22 protein-coding genes are annotated in these 19,661 nt (G+C 56.5%); 18 read left to right on the top strand and 4 right to left on the bottom strand.

Annotation, left to right across the window (positions count from 1 at the left end; genetic code table 11):
- The first annotated feature begins 74 nt into the window (after positions 1-74).
- The 18 genes from NXT09_RS05790 (at position 75) to ccmI (ending at position 16,449) form a co-directional block, all read left to right on the top strand.
- Positions 75-1,259 carry an alpha/beta hydrolase gene (locus NXT09_RS05790; RefSeq protein WP_268579114.1) on the top strand — a complete coding sequence of 395 codons (1,185 nt, stop codon included), beginning with the start codon at positions 75-77 and terminating at the stop codon, positions 1,257-1,259.
- A 111-nt stretch (positions 1,260-1,370) separates the two neighbouring features.
- Positions 1,371-2,384 carry a nucleoside hydrolase gene (locus NXT09_RS05785; RefSeq protein ID WP_268579113.1) on the top strand — a complete coding sequence of 338 codons (1,014 nt, stop codon included), beginning with the start codon at positions 1,371-1,373 and terminating at the stop codon, positions 2,382-2,384.
- Positions 2,385-2,885: 501 nt separating this feature from the next.
- Positions 2,886-4,259, top strand: coding sequence for an ammonia-forming nitrite reductase cytochrome c552 subunit (gene nrfA, locus NXT09_RS05780; RefSeq protein WP_268579196.1), 1,374 nt, complete (start codon positions 2,886-2,888; stop codon positions 4,257-4,259).
- Positions 4,260-4,307: 48 nt separating this feature from the next.
- Positions 4,308-4,877, top strand: a complete 570-nt coding sequence (gene nrfB / locus NXT09_RS05775) for a cytochrome c nitrite reductase pentaheme subunit (protein ID WP_010276443.1) — start codon at positions 4,308-4,310, stop codon at positions 4,875-4,877.
- Positions 4,874-5,545, top strand: coding sequence for a cytochrome c nitrite reductase Fe-S protein (nrfC, locus tag NXT09_RS05770; protein WP_205554441.1), 672 nt, complete (start codon positions 4,874-4,876; stop codon positions 5,543-5,545). Before nrfB ends, nrfC begins: the two co-directional genes overlap by 4 nt.
- On the top strand, positions 5,542-6,504 hold the full coding sequence (nrfD, locus tag NXT09_RS05765; RefSeq protein ID WP_268579112.1) for a cytochrome c nitrite reductase subunit NrfD: 963 nt from the start codon (positions 5,542-5,544) through the stop codon (positions 6,502-6,504). Before nrfC ends, nrfD begins: the two co-directional genes overlap by 4 nt.
- 21 nt (positions 6,505-6,525) lie before the next feature.
- Positions 6,526-8,400 (top strand): heme lyase CcmF/NrfE family subunit, encoded by a 1,875-nt coding sequence (locus tag NXT09_RS05760; RefSeq protein WP_268579111.1) that lies wholly within the window; start codon positions 6,526-6,528, stop codon positions 8,398-8,400.
- On the top strand, positions 8,393-8,794 hold the full coding sequence (gene nrfF / locus NXT09_RS05755; protein ID WP_268579110.1) for a heme lyase NrfEFG subunit NrfF: 402 nt from the start codon (positions 8,393-8,395) through the stop codon (positions 8,792-8,794). The genes NXT09_RS05760 and nrfF overlap by 8 nt, the downstream gene beginning before the upstream one ends.
- Positions 8,791-9,651 carry a heme lyase NrfEFG subunit NrfG gene (gene nrfG, locus NXT09_RS05750; RefSeq protein WP_268579109.1) on the top strand — a complete coding sequence of 287 codons (861 nt, stop codon included), beginning with the start codon at positions 8,791-8,793 and terminating at the stop codon, positions 9,649-9,651. The genes nrfF and nrfG overlap by 4 nt, the downstream gene beginning before the upstream one ends.
- A gap of 189 nt (positions 9,652-9,840) precedes the next feature.
- Positions 9,841-10,473, top strand: a complete 633-nt coding sequence (gene ccmA / locus NXT09_RS05745) for a cytochrome c biogenesis heme-transporting ATPase CcmA (protein ID WP_174877893.1) — start codon at positions 9,841-9,843, stop codon at positions 10,471-10,473.
- Positions 10,461-11,117: a heme exporter protein CcmB gene (ccmB, locus tag NXT09_RS05740; protein ID WP_010276475.1), complete on the top strand. Its 657-nt coding sequence runs from the start codon at positions 10,461-10,463 to the stop codon at positions 11,115-11,117. Before ccmA ends, ccmB begins: the two co-directional genes overlap by 13 nt.
- 67 nt (positions 11,118-11,184) lie before the next feature.
- Complete coding sequence (locus tag NXT09_RS05735; RefSeq protein WP_095701931.1) at positions 11,185-11,925, top strand: heme ABC transporter permease; 741 nt, start codon at positions 11,185-11,187, stop codon at positions 11,923-11,925.
- Positions 11,922-12,143: a heme exporter protein CcmD gene (ccmD, locus tag NXT09_RS05730; protein WP_205554431.1), complete on the top strand. Its 222-nt coding sequence runs from the start codon at positions 11,922-11,924 to the stop codon at positions 12,141-12,143. The genes NXT09_RS05735 and ccmD overlap by 4 nt, the downstream gene beginning before the upstream one ends.
- The gene (gene ccmE / locus NXT09_RS05725) at positions 12,140-12,622 is read left to right on the top strand and encodes a cytochrome c maturation protein CcmE (protein ID WP_268579108.1); all 483 of its coding nucleotides are present in this window, start codon (positions 12,140-12,142) and stop codon (positions 12,620-12,622) included. Before ccmD ends, ccmE begins: the two co-directional genes overlap by 4 nt.
- Positions 12,619-14,574 (top strand): heme lyase CcmF/NrfE family subunit, encoded by a 1,956-nt coding sequence (locus NXT09_RS05720; protein WP_268579107.1) that lies wholly within the window; start codon positions 12,619-12,621, stop codon positions 14,572-14,574. Before ccmE ends, NXT09_RS05720 begins: the two co-directional genes overlap by 4 nt.
- Positions 14,571-15,128 (top strand): DsbE family thiol:disulfide interchange protein, encoded by a 558-nt coding sequence (locus tag NXT09_RS05715; protein ID WP_268579106.1) that lies wholly within the window; start codon positions 14,571-14,573, stop codon positions 15,126-15,128. The genes NXT09_RS05720 and NXT09_RS05715 overlap by 4 nt, the downstream gene beginning before the upstream one ends.
- Positions 15,125-15,583 carry a cytochrome c-type biogenesis protein gene (locus NXT09_RS05710; RefSeq protein ID WP_268579105.1) on the top strand — a complete coding sequence of 153 codons (459 nt, stop codon included), beginning with the start codon at positions 15,125-15,127 and terminating at the stop codon, positions 15,581-15,583. Before NXT09_RS05715 ends, NXT09_RS05710 begins: the two co-directional genes overlap by 4 nt.
- Positions 15,580-16,449, top strand: coding sequence for a c-type cytochrome biogenesis protein CcmI (gene ccmI / locus NXT09_RS05705; RefSeq protein WP_268579104.1), 870 nt, complete (start codon positions 15,580-15,582; stop codon positions 16,447-16,449). The genes NXT09_RS05710 and ccmI overlap by 4 nt, the downstream gene beginning before the upstream one ends.
- A 608-nt stretch (positions 16,450-17,057) precedes the next feature.
- On the opposite strand, the gene napC is transcribed toward ccmI, so the two are convergent.
- From napC to napG, 4 genes are read right to left on the bottom strand one after another with little or no spacing between them, the layout of a single operon-like run.
- On the bottom strand, positions 17,058-17,660 hold the full coding sequence (gene napC, locus NXT09_RS05700) for a cytochrome c-type protein NapC (protein ID WP_010276503.1): 603 nt from the start codon (positions 17,658-17,660) through the stop codon (positions 17,058-17,060).
- 8 nt (positions 17,661-17,668) lie between these two features.
- A complete protein-coding gene (napB, locus tag NXT09_RS05695) occupies positions 17,669-18,121 on the bottom strand; it encodes a nitrate reductase cytochrome c-type subunit (RefSeq protein ID WP_040032202.1) in 453 nt (150 codons plus the stop codon).
- Complete coding sequence (gene napH / locus NXT09_RS05690; RefSeq protein ID WP_268579103.1) at positions 18,118-18,981, bottom strand: quinol dehydrogenase ferredoxin subunit NapH; 864 nt, start codon at positions 18,979-18,981, stop codon at positions 18,118-18,120. The genes napB and napH overlap by 4 nt, the downstream gene beginning before the upstream one ends.
- Positions 18,968-19,660 carry a ferredoxin-type protein NapG gene (gene napG, locus NXT09_RS05685; protein ID WP_040032198.1) on the bottom strand — a complete coding sequence of 231 codons (693 nt, stop codon included), beginning with the start codon at positions 19,658-19,660 and terminating at the stop codon, positions 18,968-18,970. Before napG ends, napH begins: the two co-directional genes overlap by 14 nt.
- Position 19,661 lies beyond the last annotated feature (1 nt).

The raw sequence follows: 19,661 nt of genomic DNA, 5'->3' as shown, positions 1-19,661 counted from the left end.
CATCGCTTCGGCGGTGCCGCTACATTTAGCAAAAACAGACTCGATTACGTGATATTCGGGATGGAATTATGCGAATGAACATGAAGAAAATATCTTTATCATTATTGGCTCTGGGTGTATTGGCGGGGGTTTCTGTCAATGTGTCTGCACTACCTACCGATTTCCCGGTTATGCCGGCGGCCACCGTCCCTGTGAGCCAATACGTCACAGCGGTGAATGCCGATAGCAGCATTACCTTCCGCCTGTTTGCGCCAACGGCGAAGCAGGTCAGTGTTTTTACCGGTTCGACGCCCGATAGCATCGTGTCCCATGCGATGACGAAAGATGACTCTGGCGTATGGTCTTTCAAGACGCCCGCGCTGGTACCGAACCTGTATGAATATTTCTTCAGCGTGGACGGTTTTCGCACCATCGATACCGGCACGGCGTTTACCAAACCGCAGCGTCAGGTGAATACCAGCCTGATTCTGGTGCCGGGGAGCATTCTGGACGTGCGTCAGGTGCCACACGGTGAACTGAGAACGCTAACCTATCATTCGAAAGCCTTGAAATCAGAGCGTCAGGTGTATGTCTGGACGCCGCCGGGCTATAGCGAATCGTCAAAACCATTGCCGGTGCTGTACTTCTATCATGGCTTTGGCGACACGGGCGCATCGGCCGTGGTGCAGGGGCGGATACCGCAGATGATGGATAACCTGCTGGCAGAGAAAAAGATTGAGCCAATGCTGGTCGTTATTCCTGATACGGAAACGGACGTTCCCGGCATTATCCCGGAAGAATATCCACCGCAGGAGCGCCGTAAAGTGTTCTATCCGCGCAATGCGTTAGCGGCGGACAGGGAACTCATTCATGACATCATCCCCGAGATCGGCAAGCGCTTTAACGTCCGTCAGGATGCAAACGGCAGGGCGCTGGCCGGGCTGTCGCAGGGCGGCTATCAGGCATTGGTATCCGGCATGAGCCACTTAGATCATTTCGGCTGGCTGGCAACGTTTAGCGGCGTGACCACAGAAACGGTGCCGAACACGGCCGTTGCGGCACAGCTTGAACGACCGGAGCAGATTAACCAGCAACTGAAGAACTTTACTGTAGTGATTGGCGAGACCGACAACATCACGGGTAAGGATATTGCGGGCCTGAAAACCATCCTGGAGCAGAAGAATATCCGGTTTGATTACCGCCATTATCCCGATCTTGGTCATGAAATGGATGTCTGGCGACCGGCCTACAGCGAGTTTGTTCAGAAGCTTTTTAAATAGCATCTTCATGCTGCGGGCAGCGTCGTCACATGCCCGCTTCTCTGATGGCAGCCTGAATCGCTGGGCTGCCATATCAACGACGGCCAAGCACCGTTAGCGTTAAGGATAATCATGTCTATTCGCAGATACTTTTCCTGTTTTGCCATGTTGATCGTGGCATTGCCTTTCCTCAGTGCGTTCAGCGTGCAGGCTCAACATTCCCCTTTTGATGTGGCCGACCATAAGCAGATTCGCGTCATTATCAGCGCCGATGCGAAAAACGAGGCTGACGATGATTTTGCCGTTGCCCATGCGTTGCTGACGCCGACGATGCAGGTGAAAGGGCTGATTGCTGCCCATTACTCCCGCACTGCGCCGTTGATGAAGCGTGATGGCGAAAACAGCATGATGGAAAGCTACCACGAGCTCCAGCGCCTGATGAACGTGATGGGAAAAACAGATATTCCCGTCTATCGCGGTGCGACGCACGCGCTGAAAGCCGACGGTAGCGCGCCTGCGTTGAGTGAAGGGGCGCAAATGCTGATCAAGGAAGCGTTAAAAGAGGATTCGCATCCGCTGTTTGTGTTAGTCATGGGGCCGATTACGGATATTGCTGCCGCATTGCAGGCTGAACCAAAGATCGCCAGCAAAATGACGGTAGTGTGGATTGGCGGCATGCCTTATCCGAAAGGCGGCTGGGAATACAATATGTTCAACGATCCGGTCGCGGCGAACAGCGTATTCAAGTCTCAGGTGCCTTTGTGGCAGGTGCCGCATAATGTCTATATGTCCGTACGCGTCTCGCTGTCTGAGCTTGCCGTGCGCGTGAAGCCGCAGGGGAAAGTCGGGGAGTACCTGTGGCAACAGCTGATCGAGTTTAATCGTGCGATTTCCGAAACCATCAAGGATGTTCCGTGGCCGAAAAGTGAAGTCTGGGTCTTGGGTGATAACCCTGCGGTTTCGCTGCTGTTGGATGACCACGAATATCACTACACGTTGGTTAATGCACCGCAGTTAAATGACGATCTGACCTATGCGCCTCAGAAAAATTTGCGCCAGATTCGAGTGTATAACGCCGTTGATGCCCGCTTCACGCTGGAAGATTTCTACGCCAAACTGGCGTTGGCCTATGGTCAAGGGAAATAAACATCCCAGAAGGGCAGACTCTGGGGCAACATTTTCACTTAAGCCCCACTTATTGAGCTCCTGAATTTTTTCTATCAGGCAAAACGCCGCGCTTTATCAGCAAATACTCTGGGATGAACGGCCGACATGGACACCTCATCCCAGAGTTCAAGCCACCTACCTTGATACGTAAGTACCCAGTTTTTAAGTGCTTAATTTTAAAATCATCAACGTTTAAGTCTTTCGTCTCATCTGGTGATGTCCACTCTCCATGACTGAGATACGCTTCATATAACTTTCGATACGATTCATTACTTTTCTTTACCTTTGATCGAAAACAATATTTTGAATGCATCTTTTTGTTATTCATAGGGCGAGTAATGTCACGACAGTTGTTGTGGTTTCTGTCAAATAGATAACTAAAATGACCGCCGGTAGGCGGCTTAAATTGGACACAAACGCATGGTCAGGATAAGCACGTCAATCTCCTATCTGTGGGGCATGGTAGCCAGTCTTTTTCTCATGATGCCAGCCTATTCCGCTGATGCTCCGGCGTCACCACCACCCGCCCCAATAGAAGCAAGAAACTCCGTCTTCATTAATCAACACCCCGATCAGTTCAACTCGTGGAAAGCGACCAGTGAACAGTCTGAACGTCATGATGCGCTGGCAGAAGACCCCATGATGGTGATCCTTTGGGCGGGTTACCCCTTTTCCAGAGACTACAACAAACCGCGCGGTCACGCGTATGCGTTAACGGACGTGCGTGAGACGCTGCGTACCGGCGCACCGAAGACGGCGGAAGACGGCCCTCTGCCGATGGCGTGTTGGAGTTGTAAAAGCCCGGATGTCGCACGCTTGATTCAACAGGAAGGCGAAGACGGCTACTTCAAAGGCAAATGGGCACGAGGCGGGCCGGAGATTGCTAACGATCTCGGCTGTGCGGACTGCCATGATACTGCGTCCCCAGATTTCGCTCAGGGCAAACCGGCGCTGACGCTATCCCGTCCTTACGCCGAGCGCGCAATGGAATCAATTGGCAAACCGTTTGATCAAACCAGTCGTTTCGGTCAGCAGTCTATGGTCTGTGGACAATGCCACGTTGAGTACTATTTCTCTGGTAAAGACAAAGCGGTGAAATTTCCATGGGATAACGGCACGAAAGTCGAAGACATGGAAAAATACTATGACGCCATTTCCTTCTCCGACTGGACCAACTCCCTTTCCCGCGCACCGATGCTGAAAGCCCAACATCCAGAATATGAAACCTGGAGCATTGGTATTCACGGTAAAAACAACGTGACCTGTATCGACTGCCATATGCCGAAAGTGAAAAATGCGGACGGCAAACTGTATACCGATCACAAGATTGGTAACCCTTTCGACAATTACGGTGAAACCTGTACCAATTGCCACACGCAGGATAAAGCGGCGATGCAGGCGGTTGTTGCAGAGCGCAAAACGGCCATTCAGGACTTAAAACTGAAAGCGGAAGAGCAGCTGGTTCACGCGCACTTTGAGGCGAAAGCGGCCTGGGATGCCGGAGCAACCGAAGCAGAAATGCAGCCGATTCTGATGGATATCCGCCATGCGCAATGGCGCTGGGATCTGGCGGTTGCCTCTCACGGTATTCACATGCATGCGCCGGATGAAGGCTTACGGATGCTCGGCACCTCTCTGAGTAAATCCGCCGAGGCGAGAACCAAACTGGTGCGTCTGTTGGCCCAAAAAGGGGTGACAGGGGAAATCAAGCTGCCGGATATCTCGACGAAGGAGAAAGCGCAGCAGGCAATTGGGCTCAACATGCAGCAAATCAAAGCCGAAAAACAGGATTTCCTGAACACGGTAGTGCCGCAGTGGGATGAGCAAGCGCGTAAAGCGGGACGACTGAACTAATAACCCCTCATCGCCCGTGGACGCGGGCGATCATAAAGTGGAGTGGATATGAGCGTATTACGTTCGTTATTGACTGCCGGGGTGCTGGTATCAGGCCTGCTTTGGGCATTGCCAGGGCTGACGCAGCCCGCACCTCAGGCGGAAAAAGGAGAGCGCTGGGAGGTCATGCCGCAGCGCAATCCCGATGAGGCTTGTCTACAGTGCCATAAACCGGAAGAGGATGGCATGCAGGGCAAACATGCCTCCGCCGTCAACCCGCATAATCAGAAGCAACTGACCTGCACAAACTGTCACGGTAAGCCGTCGCCGATGCACCGCGAAGGCGTCAGAGATGTCATGCGCTTTAACTTCCCGATGTATAAGGTGGAAGAGCAAAACAGCGTCTGTATGTCATGCCATACGCCGGAACAGCTGCAGAAATCGTTTTGGCCACACGATGTGCACGTCGCGAAAGTGGCCTGTGCCAGCTGTCACCAACTGCACCCTACGCAGGATAGTATGCAGACGCTGAACGACAAGAGTCGCATCAAACTGTGTGTGGATTGCCATAGCGATCAGCGTAATAACCCCGATTTCAACCCAGCCTCAGTTCATCTGGGTAATAAGAGGCAGCCATGAGTTGCTCTCGTCGTCAATTTCTTGCCCGTATGGGGGGGCTGATTGCCATCACCAGCACGGCGGGGCAGGTCGTCGCACAGACGCTAAATATCAACGGCGTCCGCTACGGCATGATCCACGATGAATCGCTCTGTATCGGCTGTACGGCGTGTATGGATGCCTGCCGGGAAGTCAATCAGGTGCCGGAAGGTGTGTCGCGTCTGACGATCATTCGCAGCGAACCGATTGGGACCTTCCCAGACGTGAAATACCGCTTTTTCCGTCACTCCTGTCAGCACTGCGATCATGCACCTTGTGTTGACGTGTGCCCTACCGGGGCGTCGTATCGCGATGCGGCAAGCGGCATTGTGGATGTGAACCCCGATCTGTGCGTAGGGTGCCAATATTGTCTTGCTGCCTGTCCTTATCAGGTGCGCTTTATTCATCCCGAGACGAAAACGGCGGATAAGTGCGATTTTTGCCGCAAGACCAACCTGAAAGCCGGAAAACTGCCCGCCTGTGTGTTGTCTTGTCCGACTAACGCGCTGACGTTCGGCAATCTTGACGATCCTGACAGCGAGATTTCCCGCCTGCTTCGTCAACAGCCGACGTATCGCTACAAAATCGCGCTCGGCACTCGTCCTAAGGTCTATCGCGTACCGTTTAAATACGGGGAGGTTCATCAATGACGCCCGTGTCTTCAAGCGCATTCCATTTTGCTTCGTTAGTCTGGGACTGGCCGATTGCGATTTACCTGTTTTTAGTGGGCATTTCTGCGGGTCTGGTGACGCTGTCGGCCTTACTGCGGCGCTATCACCCCGAACAGGCAACCGCAGACAGTACGCTAATGCGCACCACGCTGATTCTTGCGCCATGCACCATCATTTTGGGATTGCTGATTCTGATCTTCCACCTGACGCGCCCCTGGACGTTCTGGAAGCTGATGTTCCATTACAGCTTTACCTCGGTGATGTCGGTTGGGGTCATGCTGTTTCAGGTCTATATGGCGGCGCTGGCAGTCTGGTTAGCCAACATTTTCAGCGAGCAGGTTATCGTGCTGCAACAGCGCTGGCTACCGAAGCTGACTCTCGTTCCCAAGGTGCTCGGTTGGCTGGCACCGATGCAGAAATCACTGGATATCGTGATGTTACTGCTGGCGGTGATGTTAGGGGCTTACACCGGATTTTTACTCTCCGCGTTGAAGACCTATCCGCTGCTGAATAACCCGATCTTACCGGCTTTATTCCTGTTTTCGGGGGTGTCCTCCGGTGCGGCGGTGGCGCTGATCGCCATGGCCTGCCGCTATCGTCGCAATCCACATAGCGAAGAAGCGCACTTTGTACACCGTGTCGAAACGCCGGTCGTGTGGTTAGAGATCTTCTTACTGTTCGCGTTCTTTATCGGCCTTGCGTTAGGGGACGATGGGAAGCAGCGGGCGCTGGTGGCCGCCGTGGGCGGGGGATTCTGGGCCGTGTGGTTCTGGCTGGGCGTGGTAGGGATTGGATTGGTTATTCCCTTGCTGCTCAAGTCATGGGCCAGCCGACAGCATTCACCTTATGGCGTGCTGGCGGTGTGTGGCCTGAGTCTGGTGGGCGTCTTGTTACTGCGCTTCTTTATTCTCTATGCGGGGCAGTTAACCGTTGTCTAATTCCCAGCAAAAGGCCTGTTGATGCTGTTATTGCCAGAATTTGGGTATGTCGCGCTGTCGCTGGCGGTTTGCGTCGGTGTGGCAACGGCGTTGCTGACATTTTCAGGCCACTCCCTGCGCTGGTCGGGCACTTACCGACTGGCGCGGTGCTGGACGTTAGTACTGTTTGGTCTGGTGCTGTTTGCGTTTATCGCGCTGACGTTGAGCGTGGTACAGGATGATTTCTCCGTTAACTATGTCGCCCAGCATAGCCATCGTGATTTACCGCTGGGGCTGAAAATTGCGGCAGTCTGGGGCGGGCATGAAGGATCGCTGCTGCTGTGGCTGTTATGTTTAACCGGCTGGAGCGCTGCGTTTGCCTGCCGCTATCGCAAGGCGACGAGCGATCTGTTTCCGCTGACGCTGGCGATGCTGGCCGTGATCGCGACCGCGCTGCTGGTGTTCATTGTCTTTTTCTCCGATCCCTTTGTGCGTCTCTTCCCGCCTGCCGTGGCGGGGAGGGATCTCAACCCCATGCTGCAACACATTGGCCTCATCCTCCATCCGCCGTTGCTCTATCTGGGCTATGGCGGATTAACCGTGAGTGCGGCGCTGGCGTTAGCCGCCCTGATTCACGGTGAGTTTACAGCGCCAACTGCCTGGATCTGCTGGCGCTGGACGCTGCCCGCCTGGAGCCTGTTAACGCTGGGGATCATCCTGGGATCGTGGTGGGCCTATAACGAGCTGGGCTGGGGAGGCTGGTGGTTCTGGGATCCGGTAGAGAACGCCTCGCTGCTCCCGTGGTTAACGGCCAGCGCATTACTGCACAGCCTGTCTGTCACCCGCATGCGCGGCATCTTCCGCCATTGGTCGCTGATATTGGCGCTGCTGACGTTCATTTTATGTCTGCTGGGCACGCTGATTGTGCGGTCTGGGATACTGGTGTCTGTCCATGCCTTCGCGCTTGAACACGATCGCGCGGTGCCTCTATTTATTCTGTTTGCCTGCTTGAGTATGGCGGCGCTGGCGGTTTATGGCTGGCGTGCTCAGCTTGTCCGCTCTGCTGCCCGCTTCTCCGGCTGGTCGCGGGAAATGGCGATACTGCTGGTGCTGCTGTTATTCAGCGCTGTCGCACTGGTGGTACTGCTCGGCACGCTTTACCCAATGATCTACGGGCTGGCGGGCTGGGGGAAAATCTCTGTCGGCGCACCCTATTTTAACCGCGTGCTCTTGCCCTTCGGTGGCCTGATGCTGCTGCTCATCGGGGTAGCAGCGGGGGGCTACTGGAAACGTAGCACGCGATGGCCTGTCCGGCGTGTAGGCATGACGCTGGCCGTCGGCATTATTACCGCTCTGGTCTTATGGCCGTATGGGTATGCTGTCGCACTGGCTGCGGGGTTGATCGGCTGGGCTATGGCTGCGCAGTGGTTGCAGCCGCTGTCGGTGATACGTCAGCAACTTCCCGCACTGCTGGCGCATACGGGCGTAGCGCTATTTGCCTTGGGGATTGTGTTCTCTGCGGGCAGCAAACAGGAAATCAGCGCCGATGTGGGGCAGGGAGAGCAGGTCACGCTGGGCGACTACCATTTTCGATTTTTACAGCTGGAGTTAGTGGCGGCGCAGAACTACACCGCAGAGCAGGCCGTGATTGCGATTTATCGCGGCGACTCACCGATCGCTCAGGTCATGCCGGAACGCCGTTACTACAACGCACGTAAACAACAGATGGTTGAGCCGGGCATTGCCTGGGGGCCGATCAGAGAATGGTATGCCGTGATGGGAGAGAAAACCGGCGAAAACCGCTATGCGATGCGTTTCTATGTGCAAACCGGCGTCCGCTGGGTGTGGGGCGGCGGCCTGCTGATGGTAGCGGGCGCACTGCTGGGGTGGTTCAGAGGGAGAAGGGCCTATGACTAAATACATTGCGCTCCTTTTCATGCTGCTGGCTTTTTCTGTGCAGGCTCAGGTGGTCGATACCTGGGCGTTTTCCAATCAGGCACAGCGTCAGGTCGCGATGGCGATTGCTGGCGAACTGCGCTGCCCGCAATGTCAGAACCAGAGCCTGCTGGAATCGAATTCGCCCGTGGCGGTCAGCATGCGCCATGAGGTCTTTTCCATGGTGGAACAGGGCAAGGACAAGTCAGAAATTATGGCGTTTATGAACCAGCGCTATGGTGATTTTGTTCAGTACAACCCGCCGATGAAAATGCAAACCGGCATCCTTTGGCTCACGCCGCTGTTTCTACTGTTAGCGATTGCGGTGATCGCGTGGCGAGTGATGCGGCGACAGAACCGAGGGGGGCGCCCATGAGCCTGTTAAGCGTGAACCTGTTGGATCTGAATTTATTAAGCATGGTGTTTGTCGCCATCGCGGTTGTCGTTCTGGCTGCCGGACTGTTATGGCCGCTATTGCCCCTGCGCAAGCCGGAAGGGGATGACAAGCTACCGCGTTTAGCTGAGCGCATCTGGCATTTTCAGTGTGAACAGGCAGGGAAGCATCTGTCCGAGCATGAGGCAAAGATGCTGGGTCGAGAACTGTCCCACGACCTGCCGTTAGCCTCATCGCCTTCTTCTGCGCAGCACCCGCTGCCTGCCATCGCGGTTGTGGTCGCGGTCATCGCTATCCTATTGAGCAGTGCGGCGTTCTACATGCTAAGTCCGCGTGCTGCGCTGGTTCAGGCTGAACGCCAGCGGCTTGCCGATCCGCTACACGATTTTAGCGATGCGCAACAGCAGGAAAAACAGCTCGCTACCTTGCAGGATAACATTCGTAAAACGCCGGGCAACAGCGTCCTCTGGGCTGAGCTGGGTGAATATTATCTTTACCGTAACGCCTACGACAACGCGCTGCGCGCTTATCGACAGGCGATTGCGCTGAAGGGCGACAGCGCGGAACTGTATTCGGCGCTGGCGACGGTGCTGTATTACCAGGCGGGTCAGGCCGTCACGCCCCCGATGCAAGAGATGGTCGATAAAGCGTTGGCGCTGGATGCCAATGAAGTGACGGCGCTGATGCTGCTGGCGTCTGACGCGTTCCTGAAAGCGGACTATGCGCGCGCGATTACGATTTGGCAGCGCTTGCTGGATACGTACAGCCCGCGGGTTAATCGCGTCCAGTTGATCGAGGCGATCAACACGGCAACGCTGCTGAAGAATAGTCAGAAGTAATGCGTGATACCCCTTGAGTCAGAGGGCAAGCACGACTTTTGACACCGTCATAATGACGAGAATAACCAGAATCGCCGAGTTTATTGATCTCAATAAAAAAGATTAACTCTTTATGGTTACGACCCCCGAGAGGGGGAGTACGGGCACCATGTTATTCTATAGCCACTAAGAAAGCAGGAGTACACCCCGATGTTAGAAGCGCGCGATGTGGTTTGCATACGCGATGAGCATGTGCTGTTCAGCGCGTTGTCGTTTACGGCTAGCGCGGGAGAAATGGTGCAGATTGCGGGTGCCAACGGGGTGGGCAAAACGTCGCTGTTGCGCATTTTAAGCGGTCTGGCGACGCCTGAATCGGGGGAAATCTGCTGGCAAGGGCAACGCATCAACCGTATGCGCGAGCAGTTTAATCAACAGCTTCTGTGGCTAGGCCATCAGCCGGGCATCAAGAGTGTCCTGACCGGTGAAGAGAATCTGCGCTTTTTCTATCCGCAACAGCAGCAGGATGCACTTTGGCAGGCGCTGGCCGCGGTCGGGCTGGCAGGCTATGAAGACGTGCCCGTGGCGCGTCTTTCTGCGGGACAACAGCGTCGCGTCGCGCTGGCGCGTTTGTGGCTCACCGATGTTCCGCTGTGGATTCTGGATGAACCGCTGACCGCGCTTGACGTGGCGGGCGTCGAAATGCTGACGCAGCGTATGGAACACCATATTGCGCGCGGCGGCATCATCATTTTAACCACCCATCAGCCGCTGCGTCCGTTCGCTCAAGGCATTCGCTGTATCCAACTGACACCGAGTGAGGGAACCCCATCATGCGGCGTCTGATTGCCCGAGAACTGCGCGTCGCGTTGCGCAATAACGCGGAAATTCTCAATCCCCTGTGGTTCTTCCTGATCGTCATCATTTTGTTCCCGCTGGCTATTGGACCAGAGCCGCAGCTATTGATGCGCGTGGCACCGGGCGTGGTGTGGGTGGCGGCGTTGCTCGCTTCGCTGCTGGGTATGGATCGTCTTTTCCGTGATGACTATCAGGACGGTTCACTGGAACAACTGACGCTGCTGCCGTTGCCGCTGCCGTTAGTGGTGCTGGCGAAAGTGGTGGTGCATTGGATGGTCAGCGGGCTGCCGCTGTTACTGCTTTCTCCGCTGGCGGCGCTTCTGTTTGGGCTGGACAGCCACGGCTGGCGGGTAATGGCGCTAACGCTGTTGCTCTGCACGCCCACGCTCAGTTTTCTGGGAGCCATTGGGGCGGGATTAACGGTCGGGCTGCGCCGCAGCGGCGTGCTGTTAAGCCTGTTGGTCTTGCCGTTAACCATACCGCTGTTGATTTTTGCGACGGCGGCGGTCGAGGCCGCCATGATGCAACTGCCGGTGGGCGGGTATCTGGCGATCCTCGGTGCCTTTCTGGCGGGCAGCGCCACCCTGAGCCCGTTTGCCACGGCGGCGGCGTTGCGGGTGAGCATACAGTAATTTTCCGATCTCAGGATCGCCTTCATCGTCCCGTTGGGATGAGTTTTACGCAGAGTGAGCACACGTTATGTTGAAAAAGAACTATCAGCTTACGCAGCCGGATCGCCTTTATGGCCTTTGCGGCAGGCTTATCCCCTGGTTTGCCCTGCTTAGCGCGGCGCTGTTGATCGGCGGTTGCTTGCTGGGATTTGGATTTGCGCCCGCGGATTATCAGCAAGGGCAGGGGTATCGCATCATGTACGTGCACGTGCCGGCGGCCGTGTGGTCGATGGGCGTCTATGCCGTGATGGCGATATGTGCGCTTGTCGGGATAATTCGGCAGTCAAAAACGGCGGAGCTTGCCGTGGCTGCGATGGCACCGGTCGGCGCGGTGTTTACCTTTATTGCGTTAACGACGGGTGCCACTTGGGGGAAACCGATGTGGGGAACCTGGTGGGTCTGGGATGCGCGTCTGACGTCGGAACTCGTTCTGCTGTTTCTATATGTGGGCATCATCGCGCTCTACAACGCGTTTGACGATCGTCGTCTTGCCGGTCGTGCGGCGGCCATTCTGGTGTTGGTGGGCGTGGTGAATTTACCCATCATCCATTTCTCGGTCGAGTGGTGGAATACCCTGCATCAGGGATCGACAAAAATGCAGAAAACGATCGATCCCGCCATGCGTCTCCCGCTGCGAATCATGATGTTAGGATTTATGAGCTTGTTCGTGACGTTGTCACTGATGCGATTGCGTAACTTGATACTGGTACAGCAGCGCCGCGCACCCTGGGTGGCTGCACTGCTTAATAAAGGAGGAATAGCCCGATGAACATCGCTTTCACAAGCTGGCAGGATTTCTTTGCGATGGGCGGCTATGCCTTTTACGTCTGGCTGGCCGTGGTGCTCACGCTGTTACCGCTGAGCGCGTTGGTCGGTCATACCCTCTTGAATCGTCGCGCATTGCTGAATGATATCCGCCGCCAACAGGCGCGCGAGCAGCGCAAGAATACGGCTCGCCAGTCAGAAACGATGGAGGTGGCGCAATGAGTGCCCCGCGTAAAACTCGCCTCTATGCTATTCTGGCCGTCATTTGCGGCGCGGTGTTGACGATCGCGCTGACGCTCTATGCGTTGAGCTCAAATATCGATCTCTTTTATACGCCCAGTGAAATTCTTTACGGCAAAAACGAAACGCAGGAAAAACCGGCGATCGGGCAGCGTCTGCGCGTCGGCGGCATGGTGATGCCGGGCAGTGTGCGCCGCGACAGCCAAAGTCTAGAAGTCCGCTTCACCGTTTATGATGCGCAGGGCTCCGTGGATGTGACCTATAACGGGATGCTGCCGGATCTGTTCCGCGAGGGGCAAGGGGTGGTGGCGCAGGGCATTCTGGATACCGACGACCATATTATGGCGAAAGAAGTGCTTGCCCGACATGATGAAAACTACACGCCACCGGAAATCAAGGCGGCGATGGAAGGGCAGAACGGTCATGCATCGGCAGCGACCACAGAGGGTAAACGGTTATGATGCCTGAAGTGGGCAATTATCTGCTCTGTCTGGCGCTGGGCGTCGCGCTGTTGCTCAGCGTATATCCGCTGTGGGGCGCGTCGCGTCAGGATACTCGTCTGATGGCGCTGGCGCGTCCGCTTGCCTGGGCGCTGTTTGCATGCATTTTGGCTTCGTTCCTCGTGTTGGTGCATGCGCTGGTGATCAATGATTTCACCGTCCTCTATGTAGCCAACAACTCGAACCGCGCGTTGCCGGTATGGTATCGCGTGGCGGCGGCGTGGGGCGCACATGAAGGGTCGTTGCTGCTCTGGGTGCTGTTGATGAGCGGCTGGACCTTCGCGGTGGCAGTATTCAGCCGCGGGATGTCGCTGGATGCGGTCGCCCGCGTGCTGGCCGTCATGGGGATGATTAATGTCGGCTTCTTGCTGTTCATCATCCTGACGTCGAATCCCTTTACGCGCACGCTGCCGGACTACCCGATTGACGGGCGCGATCTCAATCCGCTGCTGCAGGATGTCGGGTTAATCTTCCACCCTCCATTGCTCTACATGGGCTATGTCGGGTTCTCCGTGGCGTTTGCGTTTGCGGTCGCCTCGCTGCTGGCTGAGCGGCTGGACAGCGCATGGGCACGCTGGTCCCGACCGTGGACACAGGCGGCGTGGTCATTTCTGACGTTGGGTATCGTGCTTGGTTCGGGCTGGGCGTATTACGAGCTTGGCTGGGGCGGCTGGTGGTTCTGGGATCCGGTAGAGAATGCGTCATTGATGCCGTGGCTGGTGGGTACGGCGCTGCTGCACTCGCTGTCGGTCACCGAAAAGCGGGGCAGCTTCAAGGCCTGGACGGTGTTGCTGGCCATCGGCGCGTTCTCGCTCTGTCTGCTGGGAACGTTTTTGGTACGTTCCGGTGTACTGGTATCGGTGCACGCGTTTGCTTCCGATCCGGCGCGCGGCATGTTCATTCTCGCGTTTCTGGTCATTGTCATCGGCGGTTCTTTGCTGCTGTTTGCCATCAAAGGCAACCGGGTACGGGCGCGGGTCACGAACTCGCTCTGGTCGCGTGAGACTTTCCTGCTCGGCAATAACCTGATCCTGATGGCGGCCACACTCGTGGTGCTGCTGGGAACGCTGCTGCCGCTGGTGCATAAACAGCTGGGCTTAGGCAGCATCTCGATTGGCGCACCGTTCTTCAACACCATGTTCACCCTGTTAATGGCACCGTTTGCCTTACTGCTGGGCGTGGGGCCGCTGGTTCGCTGGCGGCGTGACGAGCCGCAAAAGCTACGTAAGCTGCTGCTGATTGCGCTGGCCGTGACCGCTGCACTGTCGCTGCTGCTGCCGTGGCTGTTCCAGGATTCCGTTGTTGCCATGACGGTGGTTGGCCTGTCGATGGCGCTGTGGGTGTTCTTCTTAACGGTGTACGAGCTGCATACCAGTTCCACCCGTCGTCATGGTCTGCTGCGCGGTTTGACCACACTTTCACTGAGCCAGTGGGGCATGGTGTGCGGTCATATTGGGCTGGCGGTGACGGTGGTAGGGATCGCCTTCAGCCAGAATTATAGCGTTGAGCGGGATGTACGGATGCGTGCCGGCGACAGCATCGAGATCCACGATTACCGTTTTACGTTTCAAGGCGTGCGTGATGTCGTGGGGCCGAACTGGCAAAGCGCTAAAGGAACGATTGAGGTCACGCACAACGGCAAACCGGAAGCGACGCTGAAAGCGGAAAAACGCTTCTACAACACCAGCGGCGCGATCATGACGGAAGCCGCGATTGATGCGGGGGTGACGCGCGATCTTTACGCAGCTTTGGGTGAAAAGCTGGATGACGGTAGCTGGGCGGTACGGCTGTATTACAAACCCTTTGTCCGCTGGATTTGGTACGGCGGGGGGCTGATGGCGTTAGGCGGCATCCTGTGCATGTTTGACCCGCGCTATCGCCTGCGTCGCGCCGTTCGGGAGACAGTATCATGAGCCGCAAGATCTTGTTAATCCCGCTCGTGCTGTTTTTGCTGCTGGCCGTTGCCTTGTTGTGGCAACTGGTGCGTAACAGCGACGGTGACGATCCGATGCGGCTGGAGTCGGCCCTGATTGGTAAACCGATTCCCGAATTTCGTCTTGAATCACTGGATCAGCCGGGAAAGGTTTATAACCAATCTGAGCTGAGCGATGGCAAACCGCTGCTGCTGAACGTCTGGGCGACCTGGTGCCCGACGTGCCGCGCCGAGCACCAGTTCCTCAACACGCTGGCGGCGCAGGGAATTCGCGTCGTGGGCATGAATTATAAAGATGAACGCCCCAAAGCGATTGAGTGGCTGAAGACGCTAGGCAACCCCTATGCGATGAGCCTGTTTGATGGCGACGGCATGCTGGGGCTGGATCTGGGCGTGTACGGCGCGCCGGAAACCTTCCTGATCGACGGGAAAGGCATCATTCGCTATCGCCATGCGGGCGATCTCAATATGCAGGTGTGGCAAGAAACGCTGCAACCGCTGTGGGAAAAATACAGCAAGGAGGGCGGCGCATGAGAGTGCTGAGTTTCCTTTGCGCATTGCTGCTGTCGTTCAGCGTGCTGGCGTCCTCCGAGGTCTTGCGTTTTGACAACGACACGCAGGAGCAAGAGTTTCGTGAGTTAACGATGCAGTTGCGCTGCCCGAAATGCCAGAACAACAGCATTGCCGATTCCAACTCGATGATTGCTTCGGATATGCGGCAGAAAGTGTACGAACTGATGCAGCAGGGGCAAACGAAAGAGCAGGTTGTCGATTATATGGTGGATCGTTACGGCTACTTTGTGACGTATGAACCGCCGATCACGCCGTTTACCCTCCTGCTATGGCTGCTGCCTGCGCTGTTTCTGGCCGCGGGCGCGTGGATGATTATTCAGCGCGCACGCCGTATCAGAAACGCCAAAGAACCGATGAGCGAACAGGATAAAAAGCGTTTGCAGACGCTGTTGGGACGTGAGGAGAAATCGGAATGATGCTACTGACTGCAACCATTGTGCTATCGCTGATGGCGCTTTCGGCGCTGCTGCTTGCGCCGTGGTCGTCACGGGGCGAATACGATCGCGATGCGATCAATCAGGCGCTGTATCGCGACCGTCTGCGTGAGCTTACTGCGGATGTTGCTAATGAGCAGGAACGTGCTCAGATGGTTGAAGAACTCCAGCACACGCTATTGCAGGATATTCCCGGCGGTGCGAAGGCACAACAGCGCCCACTGAACCGCTGGGTTTTGCTGCCGGGCGTGCTGCTGCTGATCATCGTCAGCCTCGGCGTGTTTTGGAAAACCTCGGCGATTAATCGGGTGCAGGAGCTACAGCAGGTTGTGGCATTAACGCCGGACCTGATGAAGCGAGCGCTGGATCCTGACGCCGAACCGCTGACTATTGAAGAGGTCGCACGTCTCGGTCTGGGATTGCGTAGCCAGTTGGAGACGCAGCCAGACAATCCACAAGACTGGTGGATGCTGGGGCGCATTGCGGGCTTGCTGAATAACTACGACATGTCCGTGCAGGCGTTTGCCAAGGCGTTCCAGCTCGATCCGAAAAACACGGATCTGGCGCTGGATTATGCCGACCTGCTGTCGCGCTCTACCGACCCGCGTGATAGCCAGCGTGGTGGTGACATGCTACGTGAGCTGATGAATTCCGGCTCGACCAATGTGCGCGTGCTGAGCCTGCTGGCTTTCAACGCTTATGAAGCCCAGCGCTATCAGGACGCGATTGATGCCTGGCAAATGATGCTGAAACTGCTACCGCAAAACGACACGCGCCGAGCGGTCATCGAGCGCAGCGTGGCACAGGCCAAAGCGTCACTGTCGGTTCAGGCAGTCACCGGGAAGTAGGTCTTTTTTCTTCATCATCAATAGCAAAAGGGCGATATATCGCCCTTTGTTGTTTCTGTTGTTACGGTGCTTGTTGTTTCTATTGTTACGACGAAGGTTTCGTGCGCTATAAGCAGGGTGACTCTCCGCAACTCTCGTTGCACGCGCCCGACACGGGGCGGCTAAGGCCGCTCTCAGCACAGACGGAAACATCTGCTCCAAAATAACAATGAACGAAGTTCAGTCTTTTGATTTTATGGGATTGGTTCGCGTAAAAAATCGCGCAGAGGTGTACATGACCGCCGGATGAGCGGCATGGACGCCGCGAAAGTCTGCGCCGCGTAAGGAACGCGTCGCAGACGGTCCGAACAGCGGGCATGAACACAGAAGGCACCGCGAAGCGGCGCGATTTACCGCAAAAAGCCAGGGGTCGCGGGGCGACGGCAATTGAGCCGCCCCGCGTCGGGCGCATGCGACGCGAGTTGCAGAAAGTCACGCGGCTTACTGCGCACGAAACCCTCACGGTATTTACAGCGTCTTTACGATCTATCCGTTACTACCGCTCGACGGACTTTGTCAGCAACGATAGGACGGCAGACGCCGTCCCGAGTGTTACTTCGAGGCGCGGGTTATAGCCCGCTTTTGACGCCGTGCATGTCCGGCAGTTTGTGGGCGATGCCTTTGTGGCAATCGATACAGGTTTGACCGAGTTTTATCGCTTCGCTGTGTTTCTCCGCCGCGACGGTTTTTTGCCCTGAGAAGTCCATATAGTCAAAGTTGTGACAGTTGCGGCATTCCTGAGAATTGTTATTTTTCATGCGCCGCCATTCGCTCTGCGCCATCGTCAGCCGGTGGGCTTCAAATTTTTGTGGCGTATCAATCGTGCCCATTATCTTGCCGTACAGCTCTTTGCTGGCCTGAATCTTACGCACCATTTTCGGCACAAATTCATGCGGAACGTGGCAATCCGGGCAGGTGGCGCGCACGCCGCTGCGGTTGCTGTAGTGCGCGGTTTCCATATATTCCTGATAAACCGTATTGCGCATTTCATGACAGCTGATGCAGAACGCCTCGCTGTTACTCATTTCCATGCCTTTCTGGGATGTCGCCAGAAAGAAAATACCGCCCGCGAAACCGATAATGAGCAACGTTCCCAGCGCCAGCCGACTCGGGCGGCGCCACCATTGCCACAGCTGGCGCAACAACCGTCCCACTTTTCCTGGTTGTTTCATAGCAAACCTCACTGACCAAAGCCTTTAGAAGGGGTGAACGTGTTACCGGTAATCGGCGAACTGTCCGCTTGCGGTACGTGGCATTGCAGACAGAAATGGCGCGCAGGGGCGACATTGCTCAGCACTTTGCCGTCTCTGTCGACAAAATGGGTCGGGCTGACGCGGGGGGCGCTGGTGGAACGATAGCTCTCTACGCCGTGACACTGTAGGCAACGGTTAAAGGTCGGGGTGACCTGATAGCCATCCACGCTATGCGGGATCATCGGTGGCTGGTTGACATAGTTGAGCGCCATACGCTCCTGCTGCTTCGGCATCCGGCTATTTCCCGGCTGTGTCGCGGCGACTTCTGGCGATTGGCTTAAATCGACCTGTGCAGTAGCGATTGCACTGCCTATTATTGTACTGCCCATTATTGTCAGGGCGGTGATCCAGCGAAACCATCCCATTCTCAGGCTTTTCATGACTTTGCTCCCGATTTCCATCTAAGGGTTATTTTAAAAACGTCTTCAGCGCAGACATCAATACAACGTCCGCATGTTATGCAGTCTCGGTCAGTCACCTGTGCCGGACTGTGTTTATCGAGCAGGGGGGCGCGCAGCACCTGTGGCTCCGGACAGACATGAAAGCAGTCCATACAGCGCGTACAGCGTTCACGCTCGGTGGCATCCACAACCAGTGCGCCTTTACCGCCAAGTACGCCGTACAGCGCGCCAGTCGGGCACAGGTGTCCGCACCAGCCGTGTTCTACGACCCACAAATCAAACAGAAATAGCGCCAGCAGCAGCCAGATACCTGCACCAAACCCAAAAATCAGCCCGCGACCCATCAGTGAAACCGGGTTGACCCATTCCCACAGCAGCCCGCCCGCCAGCGCACTCCCTGCCAGAATGAGGATCAGCAGCAGATAGCGTAGATTGCGGGGGATCGTCGCCGAGGCAGTAATGCCGAAACGACGACGCAGCCAGGCGGCTAAATCGGTGAGCGGATTAACCGGGCAGACCCAGCTACAGAACAGGCGCTTGCCTGCCAGCGCATAGCTCAACGCGATAATCAGCGCACCGACCAGCGCCAGCGTAGCGGGCAGATGTCCGCTAGCCAGGCTTTGCAGCACCATCAGCGGATCGCTGAGCGGCACAGTGTCGAGCAAGCGGCTGGCGCTGTAGTTGCCGTGCAGGATCCAAAATCCGAAGAGCGGACCGCTGAGGAACATGAGCAGCACCAGAGACTGGGTCAGACGGCGTAAGACCAGCCAGCGGTGGCTGCGCCACCAGCCTTTTTTCGCTCGGGCTTCTCGTCCTGCGTCTTGCTTACGATTTGCCATCGCGTGCCTCCAGCCAACTGAAACGGTAGTGATGTCCGAGTTCGCCTTTTGCCAGCGCGCGCGGCAAAACCTTGATCGCCGGTTGTTCCAGCACGCAGGCTTTTTCACATTTGCCGCAGCCGGTACAGACATCGCTATGCACCGTAGGCAAAAAACGGGCATGTTTTCCGGTGCGGGTATTGCGCTCTGGCTCCAATGTGATGGCGCTATCGATGAGGGGACAGACGCGATAGCACACATCGCAGCGTAACCCCTGATAGTTCAGGCAGTTCTCCTGATCGAGCAGCACCGCTAATCCCATGCGGGCGTCATCGATAGCGTCCAGCGGCTGTAACGCCCCGCTGGGGCAGGCGACCACGCAGGGAATGTCCTCACACATCTCGCACGGGATATCGCGCGCGACAAAGTAAGGGCTACCGGCTGCGGAACCGGAGACCAGCGTTGCCAGCTTCAGCGTGTCGTACGGGCAGGCTTGAACACATTGGCCACAGCGTATGCAGGCACCGGAAAACGCCGCTTCAGACAGCGCACCCGGCGGCCGCAGCCGGAGTACGTCGGCCTGAGCGCGCCGCTGCTGAATGCCGAGAACCGTCACCGCGGCGGATAAACCCGCAACGGCGCGGACGGCGTCACGCAGAAAGCGACGGCGAGCGGGTGATGAATTCTCCGGGCGTGCCATG

It is taken from the genome of Pectobacterium jejuense (genome assembly GCF_026800125.1).
Lineage (GTDB): Bacteria > Pseudomonadota > Gammaproteobacteria > Enterobacterales > Enterobacteriaceae > Pectobacterium > Pectobacterium jejuense.
Note: the sequence above shows the minus strand (reverse complement) of the source record. Positions and strands in the feature narration are given on the sequence as shown.

Coding starts and splice junctions, on each gene's coding strand:
- NXT09_RS05790 (WP_268579114.1), top strand. CDS start 75: ATGAACATGAAGAAAATATCTTTATCATTATTGGCTCTGGGTGTATTG.
- NXT09_RS05785 (WP_268579113.1), top strand. CDS start 1,371: ATGTCTATTCGCAGATACTTTTCCTGTTTTGCCATGTTGATCGTGGCA.
- nrfA (WP_268579196.1), top strand. CDS start 2,886: ATGATGCCAGCCTATTCCGCTGATGCTCCGGCGTCACCACCACCCGCC.
- nrfB (WP_010276443.1), top strand. CDS start 4,308: ATGAGCGTATTACGTTCGTTATTGACTGCCGGGGTGCTGGTATCAGGC.
- nrfC (WP_205554441.1), top strand. CDS start 4,874: ATGAGTTGCTCTCGTCGTCAATTTCTTGCCCGTATGGGGGGGCTGATT.
- nrfD (WP_268579112.1), top strand. CDS start 5,542: ATGACGCCCGTGTCTTCAAGCGCATTCCATTTTGCTTCGTTAGTCTGG.
- NXT09_RS05760 (WP_268579111.1), top strand. CDS start 6,526: ATGCTGTTATTGCCAGAATTTGGGTATGTCGCGCTGTCGCTGGCGGTT.
- nrfF (WP_268579110.1), top strand. CDS start 8,393: ATGACTAAATACATTGCGCTCCTTTTCATGCTGCTGGCTTTTTCTGTG.
- nrfG (WP_268579109.1), top strand. CDS start 8,791: ATGAGCCTGTTAAGCGTGAACCTGTTGGATCTGAATTTATTAAGCATG.
- ccmA (WP_174877893.1), top strand. CDS start 9,841: ATGTTAGAAGCGCGCGATGTGGTTTGCATACGCGATGAGCATGTGCTG.
- ccmB (WP_010276475.1), top strand. CDS start 10,461: ATGCGGCGTCTGATTGCCCGAGAACTGCGCGTCGCGTTGCGCAATAAC.
- NXT09_RS05735 (WP_095701931.1), top strand. CDS start 11,185: ATGTTGAAAAAGAACTATCAGCTTACGCAGCCGGATCGCCTTTATGGC.
- ccmD (WP_205554431.1), top strand. CDS start 11,922: ATGAACATCGCTTTCACAAGCTGGCAGGATTTCTTTGCGATGGGCGGC.
- ccmE (WP_268579108.1), top strand. CDS start 12,140: ATGAGTGCCCCGCGTAAAACTCGCCTCTATGCTATTCTGGCCGTCATT.
- NXT09_RS05720 (WP_268579107.1), top strand. CDS start 12,619: ATGATGCCTGAAGTGGGCAATTATCTGCTCTGTCTGGCGCTGGGCGTC.
- NXT09_RS05715 (WP_268579106.1), top strand. CDS start 14,571: ATGAGCCGCAAGATCTTGTTAATCCCGCTCGTGCTGTTTTTGCTGCTG.
- NXT09_RS05710 (WP_268579105.1), top strand. CDS start 15,125: ATGAGAGTGCTGAGTTTCCTTTGCGCATTGCTGCTGTCGTTCAGCGTG.
- ccmI (WP_268579104.1), top strand. CDS start 15,580: ATGATGCTACTGACTGCAACCATTGTGCTATCGCTGATGGCGCTTTCG.
- napC (WP_010276503.1), bottom strand. CDS start 17,660: ATGAAACAACCAGGAAAAGTGGGACGGTTGTTGCGCCAGCTGTGGCAA.
- napB (WP_040032202.1), bottom strand. CDS start 18,121: ATGAAAAGCCTGAGAATGGGATGGTTTCGCTGGATCACCGCCCTGACA.
- napH (WP_268579103.1), bottom strand. CDS start 18,981: ATGGCAAATCGTAAGCAAGACGCAGGACGAGAAGCCCGAGCGAAAAAA.
- napG (WP_040032198.1), bottom strand. CDS start 19,660: ATGGCACGCCCGGAGAATTCATCACCCGCTCGCCGTCGCTTTCTGCGT.